A 15,692-nucleotide genomic window follows, 5' to 3' on the forward strand; every position below is an offset into this window, starting at 1 on the left:
TCTGCCGCACCCCTTGACCGGCGGCGTTCGCGGCGCCACCCTGAGCCACTTTTCTTTCGATCCATCGCGGCCACCTGCCGCCAAGAGGAACCACCCCATGAGCGTTCGCCTCGGCATTGTCATGGACCCCATCGCGTCCATCTCCTACAAGAAGGACAGCTCGCTGGCCATGCTGCTGGCCGCCCAGGCACGCGGCTGGAGCCTGTTCTACATGGAACAGCAAGACCTGTACCAGGGTGAAAGCAAGGCCCGCGCCCGCATGCGCCCACTGAAGGTGTTCGCCGACCCGGCGCGCTGGTTCGAGCTGGGCGAGGAGCAGGACAGCCCGCTGGCCGAGCTGGACGTGATCCTGATGCGCAAGGACCCGCCCTTCGACATGGAGTTCGTCTACAGCACTTACCTGCTGGAGCAGGCCGAGCAGGATGGCGTGCTGGTGGTGAACCGCCCGCAGAGCCTGCGCGACTGCAACGAGAAGATGTTCGCCACGCTGTTCCCGCAATGCACCACGCCAACCCTGGTCAGCCGTCGCCCGGACATCATTCGCGCGTTCGCCGCCCAGCATGCCGACGTGATCCTCAAGCCACTGGATGGCATGGGCGGTACGTCGATCTTCCGCCACCGGGCAGGCGACCCCAACCTGTCGGTGATCCTGGAAACCCTGACGGCGCTGGGCACCCAGCAGATCATGGCGCAGGCCTACCTGCCGGCGATCAAGGACGGCGACAAGCGCATCCTGATGATCGACGGCGAGCCGGTGGACTATTGCCTGGCGCGCATCCCCGCCAGTGGCGAGACCCGTGGCAACCTGGCCGCCGGCGGGCGTGGCGAAGCCCGCCCGCTGACCGAGCGCGACCGCTGGATCGCCGCCCAGGTCGGCCCGACCCTGCGCGAGAAGGGCCTGCTGTTCGTGGGCCTGGACGTGATCGGCGACTACCTCACCGAAATCAACGTCACCAGCCCCACCTGCATCCGCGAGATCGATGCCGCCTACAACACCGATATCGGTGGCAAGTTGATGGATGCCATTGATCGCAAGCTCAAGGCGCGCTGACAGCCAACGCGAAGCAAAGCCGTGGAGTGGGGTATGATGCCGGTCCTATTCGATTGAGCTGCTGCCCCGCCCTGCGGTTGCTGGATACCCGATGACGCTGCCCGCTGACATCCCTGCCGACCTGCTGCCACCCCGTGTTCGCCCGGCGGACCGGCTTGGCTTTACCCTGTTCCTGGCTGCCCTGGTGCACCTGGCGCTGATCCTTGGCGTCGGTTTCACCGTGGTCAAGCCTGCCGAAATCCGCCACACCATGGACATCACCCTGGCCACCTTCAAAAGCGAGAAACCGCCCGAGAAGGCCGACTTCCAGGCCCAGGACAACCAGCAGGGCAGCGGCACCCTGGACAAGAAAGCGGTGCCCACCACCACCGAACTGGCGCCGTTCCAGGACAGCAAGATCAACAAGATCACCCCGCCACCCGCCGCCAGGCCCGAGGTGGTACCACCGCCTACCCCGCAAAAGTCAGCGGTAGTGACCACCGCGCCGAAGCCGCAGAAGGTCGAACCCAAGCCCAAGGAAAGCAAGGCGCAACCCAAGCCGGCCGCGCCAGCGCCGGACTTCGACAGCTCGCAGTTGTCCAGCCAGATCGCCAGCCTGGAGGCGGAGTTGTCCAACGAGCAGCAGATGTACGCCAAGCGCCCGCGCATCCACCGCTTGAACGCCGCCTCGACCATGCGCGACAAGGGCGCCTGGTACAAGGAAGAGTGGCGCAAGAAGGTCGAGCGGGTGGGTAACCTGAACTACCCCGATGAAGCGCGCCGGCAGCAGATTTACGGCAACTTGCGGATGATGGTGTCGATCAACCGCGATGGCTCGCTGTACGAGGTGCTGGTGCTCGAATCGTCCGGGCAACCGGTGCTGGACCAGGCGGCGCAGCGCATCGTGCGGCTGGCGGCGCCGTTTGCGCCGTTTACCGGGGACCTGGCCGAGTTTGACCGGCTGGAGATTATTCGGACATGGCGGTTTGCCCGTGGGGACCGTTTGTCCAGTAATTGAGTGAGGGCCTTGGGTGTAGGGCTTGCGATAGGCGCTGGCGCGGAAATCGAGCGCCGCCCGCGCGGCGCATCGCGAGCTGCGCTCGCTCCTACGTTTGTTTCGGGCCAGTTATTCCTGTGGGATTTGCGCGCGAACGCCTTGGCGCATGACTCGATATCGCGTCGTACAAACCAGGCGGTCGCGCGCGCTGGTGCAGGCGACACTGGCCCGAAACAAACGTAGGAGCGAGCGCAGCTCGCGATGCGCCGCGCGGGCGGCGCTCGATCTCATAGGCGCCAAAACCCTCAAGACAGTCGCCAACCAATCCACACCAATCCGCACCTTGTCAGCCTCGCCACCTGGCGCCACACTATCCCCCATGAAAACCCTCGCCCCGAGCTACCTCAAGCATCAGTTCCTGATCGCCATGCCGCACATGGCCGATCCGAACTTCGCCCAGACCCTCACGTACATCGTCGAGCACAATGAACATGGCGCCATGGGCCTGGTGGTCAACCGGCCGCAGGAGCTGAGCCTGGCCGACATCCTCGAACAGCTGCGCCCGGACGAAACGCCGCCGGCCAGCACCTTGCAGGTGCCGATCTACCAGGGTGGCCCGGTGCAGACCGACCGTGGCTTCGTGCTGCACACCAGCGAGTGCAGCTTCCAGGCCAGCGTGGCACTTGAAGGGCTGTCACTGACCACATCGCAGGACATATTGCTGGCCATCGCTGCCGGCGTAGGCCCGAAACAAAGCCTGATCACCCTGGGCTATGCCGGCTGGGAAGCGGGCCAGCTGGAAGCGGAGCTGGCCGACAACGCTTGGCTCAACTGCCCGTTCGACCCGGAAATCATCTTCGGCATGGCCAGCGACCTGCGCCTGGAGGCAGCGGCCTCCAGCCTGGGGATCAACCTGCACCTGCTGACCAGCCAGGCGGGGCACGCCTGATGGCTGAGCTACGCCTACTGCTGGGCTTCGACTATGGCAGCAAACAGATCGGCGTGGCCGTCGGCCAGGTGGTGACCGGCCAGGCTCGCGAACTGTGCACCCTGAAGGCGCAGAACGGCGTGCCGGACTGGGCCCAGGTGGAAAAGCTGATTGCCGAATGGAAGCCAGATGCCATCGTTGTCGGCCTGCCGCTGAACATGGACGGCACGCCCAGCGAAATGAGCGCCCGCGCCGAAAAGTTCGCCCGCCGCCTGAACGGCCGCTTCAACCTGCCCGTGCACACCCACGACGAGCGCCTGACCACCTTCGAGGCCAAAGGCGAACGCATGGCCCGTGGCGGCCAGCGCGGCAGCTACCGCGACAACCCGGTCGATGCCATCGCCGCGGCCTTGTTGCTGCAAGGCTGGCTGGAGGCCAACACCTGATCATCTTTGCCGCCGGGCCCACCCGGCGCACCCTTCCGAGGAGCCCGCAATGAGCCTACCCAATCCCGCCGAGCTGGTCCGGCAGATGGCTGTCGACCTTCGCGCCCACCTGGCCCGCCGCAACATCAGCGAGCCGCGCTACATCGGCATCCGCACTGGCGGTGTCTGGGTTGCCCAGGCCCTGCAGGAAGCCATGGGCGACACCAGCCCCATGGGCACCCTGGACGTTTCGTTCTACCGCGACGACTTCAGCCAGAACGGCCTGCACCCACAAGTGCGCCCGTCAGAGCTGCCGTTCGAAGTCGAAGGCCAGCACCTGGTTCTGGTGGATGACGTACTGATGAGCGGCCGCACCATTCGCGCCGCACTCAACGAACTGTTCGATTATGGCCGCCCGGCCAGCGTTACCCTGGTCTGCCTGCTGGACCTGGATGCCGGCGAATTGCCGATCCGCCCGAACGTGCTCGGCGCCACCCTGTCGCTGGCTGCCCATGAACGGGTAAAATTGACCGGACCCGCACCGCTCGCCCTCGAGCGCCAGGACCTCGCCTCCGCTTCCGCCCTTTAAGAGTCCCCCGCGATGACGCCAATCGACGCCAAGCGCCCGCTGCAGCTCAATGATCAGGGCCAGCTGCGCCACTTCCTCTCGCTCGACGGTTTGCCCCGCGAACTGCTCACCGAGATCCTCGACACCGCCGACTCCTTCCTCGAAGTCGGTGCCCGGGCCGTGAAAAAAGTCCCGCTGCTGCGCGGCAAGACCGTGTGCAACGTGTTCTTCGAGAACTCGACCCGTACCCGTACCACTTTCGAACTGGCGGCCCAGCGCCTGTCGGCCGACGTGATCAGCCTGAACGTGTCGACCTCCTCCACCAGCAAGGGCGAGACGCTGTTCGACACCCTGCGCAACCTGGAGGCCATGGCTGCCGACATGTTCGTCGTGCGCCACTCCGACTCCGGTGCTGCGCACTTCATCGCCGAGCACGTATGCCCGGACGTTGCCGTGATCAACGGCGGTGACGGCCGCCACGCGCACCCGACCCAGGGCATGCTCGACATGCTCACCATCCGCCGCCACAAGGGCAGCTTCGAAAACCTGTCGGTGGCCATCGTCGGCGACATCCTGCACTCGCGTGTGGCCCGCTCCGACATGCTCGCGCTCAAAGCGCTGGGTTGCCCGGACATCCGCGTGGTCGGCCCGAAAACCCTGATCCCGATCGGTATCGAGCAGTACGGCGTCAAGGTCTATACCGACCTCGCCGAAGGCCTGAAAGACGTCGACGTGGTGATCATGCTGCGCCTGCAGCGTGAGCGCATGGCCGGTGGCCTGCTGCCCAGCGAAGGCGAGTTCTACCGCCTGTTCGGCCTGACCACCGCACGCCTGGCCGGGGCCAAGCCCGATGCCATCGTCATGCACCCAGGCCCGATCAACCGTGGTGTGGAGATCGAGTCGGCAGTGGCCGATGGCAAGCACTCGGTGATCCTCAACCAGGTCACCTACGGCATCGCCGTGCGCATGGCCGTGCTGTCCATGGCCATGAGCGGACAGAACGCGCAACGTCAATTCGACCAGGAGAACGCCCAGTGACCCTCAGTATTCTCGGCGCCCGGGTCATCGACCCCAACAGCGGCCTGGACCAGGTCACCGACCTGCACCTGGATGGCGGCCGCATTGCCGCCATCGGTGCCGCCCCGGCCGGTTTCAGCGCCAGCCGCACAATCCAGGCCGAAGGCCTGGTCGCCGCGCCCGGCCTGGTCGACCTTGGCGTATCCCTGCGCGAGCCGGGCTACAGCCGCAAAGGCAACATTGCCAGCGAAACCCGCGCCGCGGTGGCCGGCGGCGTCACCAGCCTGTGCTGCCCGCCACAGACCAAGCCGGTGCTGGACACCTCGGCAGTGGCCGAACTGATCCTTGACCGCGCCCGTGAAGCGGCCAACAGCAAGGTCTACCCGATCGGCGCCCTGACCAAGGGCCTGGAAGGCGAGCAACTGGCCGAACTGGTGGCCCTGCGCGACACCGGTTGTGTGGCGTTCGGCAACGGCCTGAAGGAAATCCCCAACAACCGTACCCTGGCCCGTGCCCTGGAGTACGCGGCCACCTTCGACCTGACGGTGGTGTTCCACTCCCAGGACCGCGACCTGGCCCAGGGCGGCCTAGCCCACGAAGGTGCCATGGCCAGCTTCCTCGGCCTGCCAGGCATCCCGGAAAGCGCCGAAACCGTCGCCCTGGCGCGCAACCTACTGCTGGTGGAACAGAGTGGCGTGCGTGCGCACTTCAGCCAGATCACCAGCGCCCGTGGCGCGCGGCTGATCGCCCAAGCTCAGGCCCTGGGCCTGCCGGTGACCGCCGACGTGGCGCTGTACCAACTGATCCTCACCGACGAGTCACTGCGCGAGTTCTCCAGCCTGTACCACGTGCAGCCGCCGCTGCGTACCGCTGCCGACCGAGATGGCCTGCGCGAAGCAGTGAAGTCGGGGGTGATCCAGGCGATCTCCAGCCACCACCAGCCGCACGAGCGCGACGCCAAACTGGCCCCGTTCGGCGCCACCGAGCCGGGTATCAGCAGCGTCGAGTTGCTGCTGCCACTGGCCATGACCCTGGTGCAGGATGGCCTGCTCGACCTGCCGACCTTGCTCGCCCGCCTGAGCAGCGGCCCGGCTACCGCCCTGCGCCTGCCGGCCGGCGAGCTGAAAGTGGGCGGCGCGGCCGACCTGGTGCTGTTCGACCCGCAAGCCTCTACCGTTGCCGGCGAGCAATGGTTCTCGCGCGGCGAAAACTGCCCGTTCATCGGCCACTGCCTGCCGGGTGCGGTGCGTTATACCTTGGTCGATGGGCACGTCTGCCACGAGGCCTGAGCAAGCGCGCTGTCGCTTTTTGTAGGAGCGGCCTTGTGCCACGAAAGGGCCGCGCAGCGGCCCCAGCAATTCATGCATGGTGCGAAAATCCTGGGGCTGCTTCGCAGCCCTTTCGCGGCACAAGGCCGCTCCTACATCGACCACATCTGACCGGAAGATTGCCCCGACCATTCATCCCCCACGGTTGAAATCCTTCCCCCCACCCCCATATGAGTCTGCATCAGGCACTTTCGCCCCGCTGCGTGGAGACTCTCCCCTTGACCACCATCGTTTCTGTCCGCCGTAACGGCAAAGTCGTCATGGGCGGCGACGGCCAGGTATCCCTCGGCAACACCGTGATGAAAGGCAACGCCAAGAAAGTCCGTCGCCTGTACCACGGCCAGGTCATCGCCGGCTTCGCCGGTGCCACCGCCGATGCCTTCACCCTGTTCGAGCGCTTCGAAGGCCAGCTGGAGAAACACCAGGGCCACCTGGTCCGCGCCGCCGTCGAGCTGGCCAAGGAATGGCGTACCGACCGTTCCCTGAGCCGCCTGGAAGCCATGCTGGCCGTGGCCAACAAGGATGCTTCGCTGATCATCACCGGCAACGGTGACGTGGTCGAACCCGAAGACGGCCTGATCGCCATGGGCTCCGGCGGCGCCTACGCCCAAGCCGCAGCCCGCGCCCTGCTGAACAAGACCGACCTTTCGGCCCGCGAAATCGCCGAGACCGCCCTGAACATCGCCGGCGACATCTGCGTGTTCACCAACCACAACCTGACCATCGAGGAGCAGGACCTGGCCGACTGATTCAGCTGTTCTGGCGCCCCTTCCCGGTGAAGGGGTTTTTCCACGCTGACTCATCTGCCCAAGGACCCTATTGATCATGTCCATGACCCCCCGCGAGATCGTCCACGAACTCAACCGCCACATCATCGGCCAGGACGACGCCAAGCGCGCCGTGGCCATTGCCCTGCGCAACCGCTGGCGGCGCATGCAGCTCCCTGCCGAGCTGCGTGCCGAAGTCACCCCCAAGAACATCCTGATGATCGGCCCTACCGGCGTCGGCAAGACCGAGATCGCCCGCCGTCTGGCCAAGCTGGCCAACGCGCCGTTCCTCAAGGTGGAAGCCACCAAGTTCACCGAAGTGGGCTACGTGGGCCGCGACGTCGAATCGATCATCCGTGACCTGGCCGATGCCGCGCTGAAGATGCTGCGCGAGCAGGAGATCATCCGCGTGCGCCACCGCGCCGAAGATGCCGCCGAGGACCGCATCCTCGACGCCCTGCTGCCACAGGCACGCGTCACCAGCTTCAGCGAGGAAGCCGCGCAGACCAGCAGCGATTCCAACACCCGCCAGCTGTTCCGCAAGCGCCTGCGTGAAGGCCAGCTGGACGACAAGGAAATCGAGATCGAAGTGGCCGATGCCGTAGGCGTGGAAATTGCTGCCCCGCCCGGTATGGAAGAAATGACCAACCAGCTGCAGAGCCTGTTCGCCAACATGGGCAAGGGCAAGCGCAAAGCGCGCAAGCTGAAGGTGAAAGAAGCGCTGAAGATGGTTCGCGATGAAGAAGCGAGCCGCCTGGTCAACGAGGAAGAACTCAAGGCCAAGGCGCTGGAGGCCGTCGAGCAGCACGGGATCGTGTTCATCGACGAAATCGACAAGGTTGCCAAGCGTGGCAACGTTGGCGGCGCCGACGTGTCCCGCGAAGGCGTACAGCGCGACCTGCTGCCGCTGATCGAAGGCTGCACCGTCAACACCAAGCTGGGCATGGTCAAGACCGACCACATCCTGTTCATTGCCTCGGGTGCGTTCCACCTGAGCAAGCCGAGCGACCTGGTGCCCGAACTGCAAGGCCGTCTGCCGATTCGCGTGGAACTGAAGGCACTGACCCCGGAAGACTTCGAGCGCATCCTGCAAGAGCCGCACGCGTCGCTGACCGAGCAGTACCAGGCATTGCTCAAGACCGAAGGCCTGAACATCGAGTTCCAGGCGGATGGCATCAAGCGCCTGGCCGAAATTGCCTACCAGGTGAACGAGAAGACCGAGAACATCGGTGCCCGTCGCCTGCACACCCTGCTTGAACGCCTGCTCGAAGAGGTATCGTTCAGTGCTGGCGACCTGGCCAGTACCCACGACGAAACGCCGATCCAGATCGACGCGGCGTATGTGAACAGCCACCTGGGTGAGCTGGCACAGAACGAAGACCTGTCGCGTTACATCCTGTAAGACCGCACGGGGCCGCTTTGCGGCCCATTCGCGGCACAAGGCCGCTCCCACAGGGACCGCGCAAATCCTGAGTTCAACGCCTGCCTGTAGGAGCGGCCTTGTGCCGCGAATGGGCTGCAAAGCAGCCCCTTGCACAATGCACTGAATCTCCCGAAGCTTGCACCATCAGCTCACGAGAGATTCCAGCCATGGCCCGCCTGCCTACCGCCATCAACCTGCACAAAGCCTCGAAAACCCTCAGCCTCACCTACGCCCCCGGCGAGGTCTACCAACTGCCCGCCGAGTTCCTGCGCGTGCACTCCCCCTCCGCCGAGGTCCAGGGCCACGGCAACCCCATTCTGCAGTTCGGCAAGATCAACGTCGGCCTCGTCGGCCTGGAACCTGCCGGCCAATATGCACTGAAACTGACCTTCGACGACGGCCATGACAGCGGCCTGTTCACCTGGGAGTACCTCGAACAGCTATGCCTGCGCCAGGAACAGCTGTGGGCGGAGTACCTCGACGAGCTGCACAAGGCCGGCAAATCACGCGATCCGGCCGAATCGGTGGTGAAACTCATGCTCTAGCGCAAGGCCTGCAGGGTTTAGAGCGCATTTTCTAAAATCATCTGTTTGAATGGCTTACAGACAGCCCAGTGACGGGCTGTCTTGCGCATTACATGAAAGTCGGGTAACCAATGGGTGTGGCAAGCTCCCTGCATCATTTCGCAGGTCGTCAGAACCCCCGCAGCACCGCTGTTCCTTACCACTGGTCACCCGAGTAGCAGTACCGGGCTCAGGACTGTGCACCCGCCACAGCAACCGGTACTCGTCTCAGGACAACGGAGCGTCGTAGATGAGTAACAAGAACAACGATGAGCTACAGCGGCAGGCCTCGGAAAACACCTTGGGGCTGAACCCGGTCATCGGCATCCGCCGCAAGGACCTGTTGAGCTCGGCACGCACCGTGCTGCGCCAGGCCGTGCGCCAACCGCTGCACAGTGCCAAGCATGTGGCCCACTTTGGCCTGGAGCTGAAAAACGTGCTGCTGGGCAAGTCCAGCCTGGCGCCGGAAAGCGACGACCGTCGCTTCAATGACCCAGCCTGGAGCAACAACCCGCTGTACCGCCGCTACCTTCAAACCTACCTGGCCTGGCGCAAGGAATTGCAGGACTGGATCGGCAGCAGCGACCTGTCACCCCAGGACATCAGCCGCGGCCAGTTCGTCATCAACCTGATGACCGAAGCCATGGCGCCGACCAATACCCTGTCCAACCCGGCCGCAGTCAAACGCTTCTTCGAAACGGGCGGCAAGAGCCTGCTCGATGGCCTGTCCAACCTGGCCAAGGACATGGTCAACAACGGCGGCATGCCCAGCCAAGTGAACATGGATGCCTTCGAAGTGGGCAAGAACCTGGGCACCAGCGAAGGCGCGGTGGTGTACCGCAACGATGTGCTGGAGTTGATCCAGTACAGCCCCATCACCGAGCAGGTGCACGCCCGCCCGCTGCTGGTGGTACCGCCGCAGATCAACAAGTTCTACGTGTTCGACCTCAGCCCGGAAAAGAGCTTGGCGCGCTTCTGCCTGCGCGCGCAGCAGCAAACCTTCATCATCAGCTGGCGCAACCCAACCAAGGCCCAGCGCGAATGGGGCCTGTCCACCTACATCGATGCGCTCAAGGAAGCCGTCGACGCGGTGCTGGCGATTACCGGCAGCAAAGACCTGAACATGCTCGGGGCCTGCTCTGGTGGCATCACCTGCACCGCGCTGGTAGGCCACTATGCCGCCATTGGCGAGAACAAGGTCAATGCGCTGACCCTGTTGGTCAGCGTGCTGGACACCACCATGGACAACCAGGTGGCATTGTTCGTCGACGAGCAGACCCTGGAAGCCGCCAAGCGCCACTCCTACCAGGCGGGGGTGCTGGAAGGCAGCGAAATGGCCAAGGTATTCGCCTGGATGCGCCCCAATGACTTGATCTGGAACTACTGGGTCAACAACTACCTGCTCGGTAACGAGCCGCCCGTGTTCGACATCCTGTTCTGGAACAACGACACCACGCGCCTGCCGGCCGCCTTCCACGGCGACCTGATCGAAATGTTCAAGAGCAACCCGCTGACCCGCCCCGAAGCCTTGGAGGTGTGCGGTACCGCGATCGACCTGAAACAGGTCAAGTGCGACATCTACAGCCTTGCCGGCACCAACGACCACATCACGCCATGGCAGTCGTGCTACCGCTCGGCGCACCTGTTCGGCGGCAAGATCGAATTCGTACTGTCCAACAGCGGGCATATCCAGAGCATCCTCAACCCGCCGGGCAACCCCAAGGCACGCTTCATGACCGGTGCCGACCGCCCGGGCGACCCGGTGGCCTGGCAGGAAAACGCCACCAAACATGCCGACTCCTGGTGGTTGCACTGGCAAAGCTGGCTGGGCGAGCGCTCCGGCAGCCTGAAAAAAGCACCAACCCGCCTGGGCAACCGTGCCTACGCCGCCGGTGAGGCTTCCCCAGGCACTTACGTTCACGAGCGTTGAGTAACAGCGCCGTGGCCACCTGCGGGCGCCACGGTGTTTACTTCATCCAAGAGTCACGCGCATGCCGCAACCCTATATTTTCAGGACCGTCGAGCTGGACAATCAGTCCATCCGCACCGCCGTCCGCCCAGGCAAGCCGCACCTGACGCCGCTGCTGATCTTCAATGGCATCGGCGCCAACCTGGAACTGGTGTTTCCGTTCATCGAAGCACTGGACCCGGACCTGGAAGTCATCGCCTTCGATGTGCCGGGCGTCGGCGGTTCGTCCACGCCACGCCACCCGTATCGCTTCCCCGGGCTGGCCAAGCTGACGGCACGGATGCTCGACTACCTCGACTACGGCCAGGTCAACGTCATCGGCGTGTCCTGGGGCGGTGCCCTGGCCCAGCAGTTCGCTCACGACTACCCCGAACGCTGCAAGAAGCTGGTGCTGGCCGCCACCGCTGCCGGCGCGGTCATGGTGCCAGGCAAGCCCAAGGTGTTGTGGATGATGGCCAGCCCGCGGCGCTACGTGCAGCCTTCGCATGTCATCCGCATTGCGCCGATGATCTATGGCGGCGGCTTCCGGCGTGACCCGGACCTAGCCATGCACCATGCCGCCAAGGTGCGCTCCGGCGGCAAGTTGGGCTACTACTGGCAGCTGTTCGCCGGGCTTGGCTGGACCAGCATTCACTGGCTGCACAAGATCCAGCAGCCCACCCTGGTACTGGCCGGCGACGACGACCCGCTGATCCCGCTGATCAACATGCGCTTGCTGGCCTGGCGGATTCCCAATGCCCAGCTACACATTATCGACGACGGCCATTTGTTCCTGATCACCCGGGCCGAGGCCGTCGCCCCCATCATCATGAAGTTTCTGCAGCAAGAACGTCAGCGCGCAGTCATGCACCCTCGCCCGGCCTCGGGCGTGTAGGTGCGGGCTTGGCCGCGAGGCGGCGCCATGGTCAGAACGAGGGAGTGTTGCCATGAAAGACAAACCGGCCAAAGGATCGACAACGCTCCCCGCCACCCGCATGAACGCGCAGAACGCCATCCTCGGCCTGCGCGGGCGCGACTTGCTGTCCACACTGCGCAACGTCGGCCGCCACGGCCTGCGCCACCCGCTGCATACCGCGCATCATCTACTGACGCTTGGCGGGCAGCTGGGGCGTGTGATGCTAGGCGACTCGCCCTATCAGCCGAACCCGCGTGACGCGCGCTTCAGTGACCCGACCTGGAGCCAGAACCCGTTCTACCGCCGTGGTCTGCAGGCCTATCTGGCCTGGCAGAAGCAGAGCCGCCAGTGGATCGACGAGAGCCACCTGAATGACGATGACCGAGCGCGCGCCCACTTCCTGTTCAACCTGATCAACGATGCGCTGGCCCCCAGCAACTCACTGCTCAATCCGCTGGCGGTCAAAGAGCTGTTCAACACCGGCGGCCAGAGCCTGGTGCGTGGCGTGGCGCACCTGCTCGAAGACCTGCGCCACAACGATGGCCTGCCGCGTCAGGTGGACGAGCGTGCCTTCGAAGTGGGCGGCAACCTGGCAGCGACCCCGGGCGCGGTGGTCTTTCGCAATGAGCTGTTGGAGCTGATCCAGTACCAGCCGATGTGCGAAAGGCAGCACGCTCGCCCACTGCTGGTCGTGCCGCCGCAGATCAACAAGTTCTATATCTTCGACCTCAGCTCGACCAACAGTTTCGTGCAGTACATGCTCAAGAGCGGCTTGCAGGTGTTCATGGTCAGCTGGCGCAACCCCGACCCACGCCACCGTGAATGGGGCCTTTCCAGCTACGTGCAAGCCCTGGAAGAAGCGCTCAATGCCTGCCGCAGTATCAGCGGCAACCGCGACCCTAACCTGATGGGCGCCTGCGCCGGCGGCTTGACCATGGCTGCCCTGCAGGGCCACTTGCAAGCCAAGCAGCAGTTGCGCCGGGTGCGCAGTGCCACCTACCTGGTCAGCTTGCTGGACAGCAAGTTCGAAAGCCCGGCCAGCCTGTTTGCCGATGAGCAAACCATCGAAGCCGCCAAGCGCCGCTCTTATCAACGCGGTGTGCTAGACGGTGGCGAAGTGGCGCGGATCTTTGCCTGGATGCGGCCCAACGACCTGATCTGGAACTACTGGGTCAACAACTACCTGCTCGGCAAGACACCGCCGGCGTTCGACATCCTGTACTGGAACGCCGACAGCACACGCCTACCCGCCGCGCTGCATGGCGACCTGCTGGAGTTTTTCAAGCTCAACCCCTTGACCCACCCGGCCGGGCTTGAAGTGTGCGGTACGCCGATCGACCTGCAGCAGGTCGATCTGGACAGCTTTACCGTGGCCGGCAGCAACGACCACATCACCCCATGGGACGCGGTGTACCGCTCGGCCTTGCTGCTGGGTGGCGAGCGGCGCTTCGTGCTGGCCAACAGCGGGCATATCCAAAGCATCATCAACCCGCCAGGCAACGCCAAGGCCTACTACCTGGCCAACCCCAAACTGAGCAGCGACCCGCGCGCCTGGTTCCACGACGCCAAGCGCAGCGACGGCAGTTGGTGGCCATTGTGGCTGGAGTGGATCACCGCACGCTCCGGCCCGCTCAAGGCGCCACGCACTGAATTGGGCAATGCCACCTACCCACCGCTTGGCCCCGCGCCAGGCACCTACGTGCTGACCCGATGAGCATGCTGACTGGATGAAAACCCGCGACCGTATCCTTGAGTGCGCCTTGCAGCTGTTCAACCAGCAGGGCGAACCCAACGTATCCACCCTGGAAATTGCCAACGAACTGGGTATCAGCCCGGGCAACCTGTACTACCACTTCCATGGCAAGGAACCCCTGGTACTGGGCCTTTTCGAGCGTTTCGAGGAAGCGCTGATGCCCTTGCTCGACCCGCCCCTGGAGGTGCGCCTGGACGCCGAGGACTACTGGCTGTTCCTGCACCTGATCGTCGAGCACATGGCGCAGTACCGCTTCCTGTTCCAGGACCTGTCCAACTTGACGGGGCGCCTGCCCAAGCTGGCCCGTGGCATGCGCAGCCTGATCAATGCACTCAAGCGCACGCTGGCGGCACTGTTGGCCAGCCTCAAGGGCCAGGGGTTGGTGGAAAGCGATACCCAGGCGCTGGGGCAATTGGTGGAGCAGATCACCCTGACGCTGATGTTCTCGCTGGATTACCAGCGGGTGCTGGGGCGCGAGGGCGATGTGGGGATTGTGGTGTACCAGGTGATGATGCTGGTGGCGCCGCATCTGCAAGCACAGGCACGGGCGGCGGCAGAGCAATTGGCGGTGCGGTATCTGGAGGGATAAACCTGCTGTTCAGGCGCTGAGGCCTTCGCGGGCATGCCCGCTCCCACAGGGCCTGCGCTGACCTGCTGATCGGCACTGTACCTGTGGGAGCGGGCAAGCCCGCGAAGAAGGCGACGCGGTATCAGATCAGGGTACCGGTGCCGGTCGGAGCCGACGGCGTGCTGCTGGCCGGGGCGGCGGCAGGTGCCGGCGCTGCGCTAGCGGCCGGCGCGGCGCTGGCTGCTGGAGCTGCAGGCTTCGCGGCTGCCGGTTTGGCCGGTGCTTTCTTCACCGCAGGTTTCTTGGCTGCCGCTGGCTTGGCTGCTGCCGGTGCTTTCGCTGCAGGCTTGGCCGCTACGGGCTTGGCTGCTGGCTTGGCTGCAGGTTTGGCCGCCGCTGTTTTAGCGGCAGGCTTTGCTGCCGCGGGCTTGGCCGCTGCTGCCTTGGCCAGTGGTTTGGCTGCTGCCTTGCTCGCAGCCGGCTTGGCCGCGGCAGTGCGCGACGAAATCGGCGTAACCGAAGCACCGGTCAGCTTCTCGATCTGCTTGGTCAGGCTGTCCACTTGCTGGTGCAGGGCCTTGATCTCGTTGCGGCTCGGCACACCCAGGCGCGAGATGGCGCTGTTAAGGCGCTTGTCGAAGGCCTCTTCGAGCTCGCTCCACTTGCCCAGCGCACGGTCTTTCACGCCAGACACGCGCGATGTGGTGGAAGCCTTGGCGCTATCGGCCACATCTTCAGCGGTCTTCTTCGCCTGCTTCTCGGCCTTCTCGCCATCCTTCACCAGCGAGTCGAACAGCTTCGGGCCGTCCTGGTCGATCTTGGAATAGATACCCAGCCCCGCCAGCCAGATCTTGCGGGAGTATTTCTCGATCCCGCCGACCCAGGAGCTGCCTTCTTTTTCAGTGTTCTTCTTGCCAGCCATCCTGCTCTCCTTATGGTTTGTGCGCGACGCGCTCGAGCAGCTCGTGCAGCTGTTCAAGCTTGATCGACAGCGCCTCAACGTCATGTTTAGACGGAATGCCGAGGCGATTCAAGGCGCGTCCTACCCGTGCGTCGAAAGCTTTTTCGATCTTGTCGAGTTGAATTTCTACCTTGCCGCGTACGCGGCTGACTTCTTCAGCGGCTTCATCGAGCTGGTTGTTGGCAGCGTCGAGCTCTTTGTCGATGCGCTTCTTGCCACGCTTCTCGACGCCTTCGCCGGCCTTGACCAGCTCCTGAAAATAGTCGGAACCTTCCTGGCCCACACGCGCATAGGCGCCGATGCCAGCCAGCCAGATCTTGCGCGCGTAGCCGCGCACCTCGCCCAACGTACCCAGGGCGTCGTCCTTTTTCTTCACAGTCACTTTGGCCATGCTCTGTACCTCATGCTCATGAGTGGAGGAGGAACCGCCCATGGAGGTTGGGCTTGAGCATAAGGTAGGGGCTGGAATTAGAATCTTCACCCTAAGATCCCGCACTGAC

General features: G+C 64.3%; 16 protein-coding genes. 14 read left to right on the forward strand and 2 right to left on the reverse strand.

Features of this window, described 5'->3' with window-relative positions; genetic code table 11:
* Positions 1 to 97 precede the first annotated feature (97 nt).
* From gshB to ACNFBR_RS01765, 14 genes are all read left to right on the forward strand, one after another.
* On the forward strand, positions 98 to 1,051 hold the full coding sequence (gene gshB / locus ACNFBR_RS01700) for a glutathione synthase (protein ID WP_416733421.1): 954 nt from the start codon (positions 98 to 100) through the stop codon (positions 1,049 to 1,051).
* Between the two features lie 91 nt (positions 1,052 to 1,142).
* Positions 1,143 to 2,048, forward strand: a complete 906-nt coding sequence (locus ACNFBR_RS01705) for a TonB family protein (protein WP_416733422.1) — start codon at positions 1,143 to 1,145, stop codon at positions 2,046 to 2,048.
* Positions 2,049 to 2,406: 358 nt separating this feature from the next.
* Complete coding sequence (locus ACNFBR_RS01710; protein ID WP_416733423.1) at positions 2,407 to 2,976, forward strand: YqgE/AlgH family protein; 570 nt, start codon at positions 2,407 to 2,409, stop codon at positions 2,974 to 2,976.
* The gene (gene ruvX, locus ACNFBR_RS01715) at positions 2,976 to 3,401 is read left to right on the forward strand and encodes a Holliday junction resolvase RuvX (protein ID WP_416733424.1); all 426 of its coding nucleotides are present in this window, start codon (positions 2,976 to 2,978) and stop codon (positions 3,399 to 3,401) included. The genes ACNFBR_RS01710 and ruvX overlap by 1 nt, the downstream gene beginning before the upstream one ends.
* A 49-nt stretch (positions 3,402 to 3,450) precedes the next feature.
* On the forward strand, positions 3,451 to 3,969 hold the full coding sequence (pyrR, locus tag ACNFBR_RS01720) for a bifunctional pyr operon transcriptional regulator/uracil phosphoribosyltransferase PyrR (RefSeq protein ID WP_416733425.1): 519 nt from the start codon (positions 3,451 to 3,453) through the stop codon (positions 3,967 to 3,969).
* A gap of 12 nt (positions 3,970 to 3,981) precedes the next feature.
* Entirely contained in the window at positions 3,982 to 4,986 is a 1,005-nt protein-coding gene (locus tag ACNFBR_RS01725; protein ID WP_110633220.1) for an aspartate carbamoyltransferase catalytic subunit, read from the forward strand.
* On the forward strand, positions 4,983 to 6,254 hold the full coding sequence (locus tag ACNFBR_RS01730; protein WP_416733426.1) for a dihydroorotase: 1,272 nt from the start codon (positions 4,983 to 4,985) through the stop codon (positions 6,252 to 6,254). Before ACNFBR_RS01725 ends, ACNFBR_RS01730 begins: the two co-directional genes overlap by 4 nt.
* A 257-nt stretch (positions 6,255 to 6,511) precedes the next feature.
* Entirely contained in the window at positions 6,512 to 7,042 is a 531-nt protein-coding gene (gene hslV, locus ACNFBR_RS01735) for an ATP-dependent protease subunit HslV (protein WP_003249309.1), read from the forward strand.
* 76 nt (positions 7,043 to 7,118) lie between these two features.
* Positions 7,119 to 8,462, forward strand: coding sequence for an ATP-dependent protease ATPase subunit HslU (hslU, locus tag ACNFBR_RS01740; protein WP_416733427.1), 1,344 nt, complete (start codon positions 7,119 to 7,121; stop codon positions 8,460 to 8,462).
* A gap of 188 nt (positions 8,463 to 8,650) precedes the next feature.
* Entirely contained in the window at positions 8,651 to 9,028 is a 378-nt protein-coding gene (locus tag ACNFBR_RS01745; protein WP_012274559.1) for a gamma-butyrobetaine hydroxylase-like domain-containing protein, read from the forward strand.
* A gap of 268 nt (positions 9,029 to 9,296) precedes the next feature.
* Positions 9,297 to 10,976, forward strand: coding sequence for a class II poly(R)-hydroxyalkanoic acid synthase (gene phaC / locus ACNFBR_RS01750; RefSeq protein ID WP_416733428.1), 1,680 nt, complete (start codon positions 9,297 to 9,299; stop codon positions 10,974 to 10,976).
* A gap of 61 nt (positions 10,977 to 11,037) precedes the next feature.
* Positions 11,038 to 11,889, forward strand: coding sequence for a poly(3-hydroxyalkanoate) depolymerase (gene phaZ / locus ACNFBR_RS01755; protein WP_416733429.1), 852 nt, complete (start codon positions 11,038 to 11,040; stop codon positions 11,887 to 11,889).
* Between the two features lie 52 nt (positions 11,890 to 11,941).
* Complete coding sequence (phaC, locus tag ACNFBR_RS01760; protein WP_416733430.1) at positions 11,942 to 13,624, forward strand: class II poly(R)-hydroxyalkanoic acid synthase; 1,683 nt, start codon at positions 11,942 to 11,944, stop codon at positions 13,622 to 13,624.
* A gap of 13 nt (positions 13,625 to 13,637) precedes the next feature.
* Positions 13,638 to 14,252 (forward strand): TetR/AcrR family transcriptional regulator, encoded by a 615-nt coding sequence (locus ACNFBR_RS01765; protein ID WP_105946387.1) that lies wholly within the window; start codon positions 13,638 to 13,640, stop codon positions 14,250 to 14,252.
* Positions 14,253 to 14,373: 121 nt separating this feature from the next.
* Here ACNFBR_RS01765 and ACNFBR_RS01770 read toward each other — a convergent pair whose 3' ends face one another.
* On the reverse strand, positions 14,374 to 15,153 hold the full coding sequence (locus ACNFBR_RS01770) for a phasin family protein (protein WP_416733431.1): 780 nt from the start codon (positions 15,151 to 15,153) through the stop codon (positions 14,374 to 14,376).
* A gap of 10 nt (positions 15,154 to 15,163) precedes the next feature.
* Positions 15,164 to 15,583: a phasin family protein gene (locus tag ACNFBR_RS01775; RefSeq protein ID WP_402999916.1), complete on the reverse strand. Its 420-nt coding sequence runs from the start codon at positions 15,581 to 15,583 to the stop codon at positions 15,164 to 15,166.
* Between the last annotated feature and the right edge of the window lie 109 nt (positions 15,584 to 15,692).

It is taken from the genome of Pseudomonas sp. NY11955 (assembly GCF_048068035.1).
Lineage (GTDB): Bacteria > Pseudomonadota > Gammaproteobacteria > Pseudomonadales > Pseudomonadaceae > Aquipseudomonas.

What these genes read in the sequence shown, in the direction of transcription:
- gshB (WP_416733421.1), top strand. Translation starts at nt 98, where the DNA reads ATGAGCGTTCGCCTCGGCATTGTCATGGACCCCATCGCGTCCATCTCC.
- ACNFBR_RS01705 (WP_416733422.1), top strand. Translation starts at nt 1,143, where the DNA reads ATGACGCTGCCCGCTGACATCCCTGCCGACCTGCTGCCACCCCGTGTT.
- ACNFBR_RS01710 (WP_416733423.1), top strand. Translation starts at nt 2,407, where the DNA reads ATGAAAACCCTCGCCCCGAGCTACCTCAAGCATCAGTTCCTGATCGCC.
- ruvX (WP_416733424.1), top strand. Translation starts at nt 2,976, where the DNA reads ATGGCTGAGCTACGCCTACTGCTGGGCTTCGACTATGGCAGCAAACAG.
- pyrR (WP_416733425.1), top strand. Translation starts at nt 3,451, where the DNA reads ATGAGCCTACCCAATCCCGCCGAGCTGGTCCGGCAGATGGCTGTCGAC.
- ACNFBR_RS01725 (WP_110633220.1), top strand. Translation starts at nt 3,982, where the DNA reads ATGACGCCAATCGACGCCAAGCGCCCGCTGCAGCTCAATGATCAGGGC.
- hslU (WP_416733427.1), top strand. Translation starts at nt 7,119, where the DNA reads ATGTCCATGACCCCCCGCGAGATCGTCCACGAACTCAACCGCCACATC.
- ACNFBR_RS01745 (WP_012274559.1), top strand. Translation starts at nt 8,651, where the DNA reads ATGGCCCGCCTGCCTACCGCCATCAACCTGCACAAAGCCTCGAAAACC.
- phaC (WP_416733428.1), top strand. Translation starts at nt 9,297, where the DNA reads ATGAGTAACAAGAACAACGATGAGCTACAGCGGCAGGCCTCGGAAAAC.
- phaZ (WP_416733429.1), top strand. Translation starts at nt 11,038, where the DNA reads ATGCCGCAACCCTATATTTTCAGGACCGTCGAGCTGGACAATCAGTCC.
- phaC (WP_416733430.1), top strand. Translation starts at nt 11,942, where the DNA reads ATGAAAGACAAACCGGCCAAAGGATCGACAACGCTCCCCGCCACCCGC.
- ACNFBR_RS01765 (WP_105946387.1), top strand. Translation starts at nt 13,638, where the DNA reads ATGAAAACCCGCGACCGTATCCTTGAGTGCGCCTTGCAGCTGTTCAAC.
- ACNFBR_RS01770 (WP_416733431.1), bottom strand. Translation starts at nt 15,153, where the DNA reads ATGGCTGGCAAGAAGAACACTGAAAAAGAAGGCAGCTCCTGGGTCGGC.
- ACNFBR_RS01775 (WP_402999916.1), bottom strand. Translation starts at nt 15,583, where the DNA reads ATGGCCAAAGTGACTGTGAAGAAAAAGGACGACGCCCTGGGTACGTTG.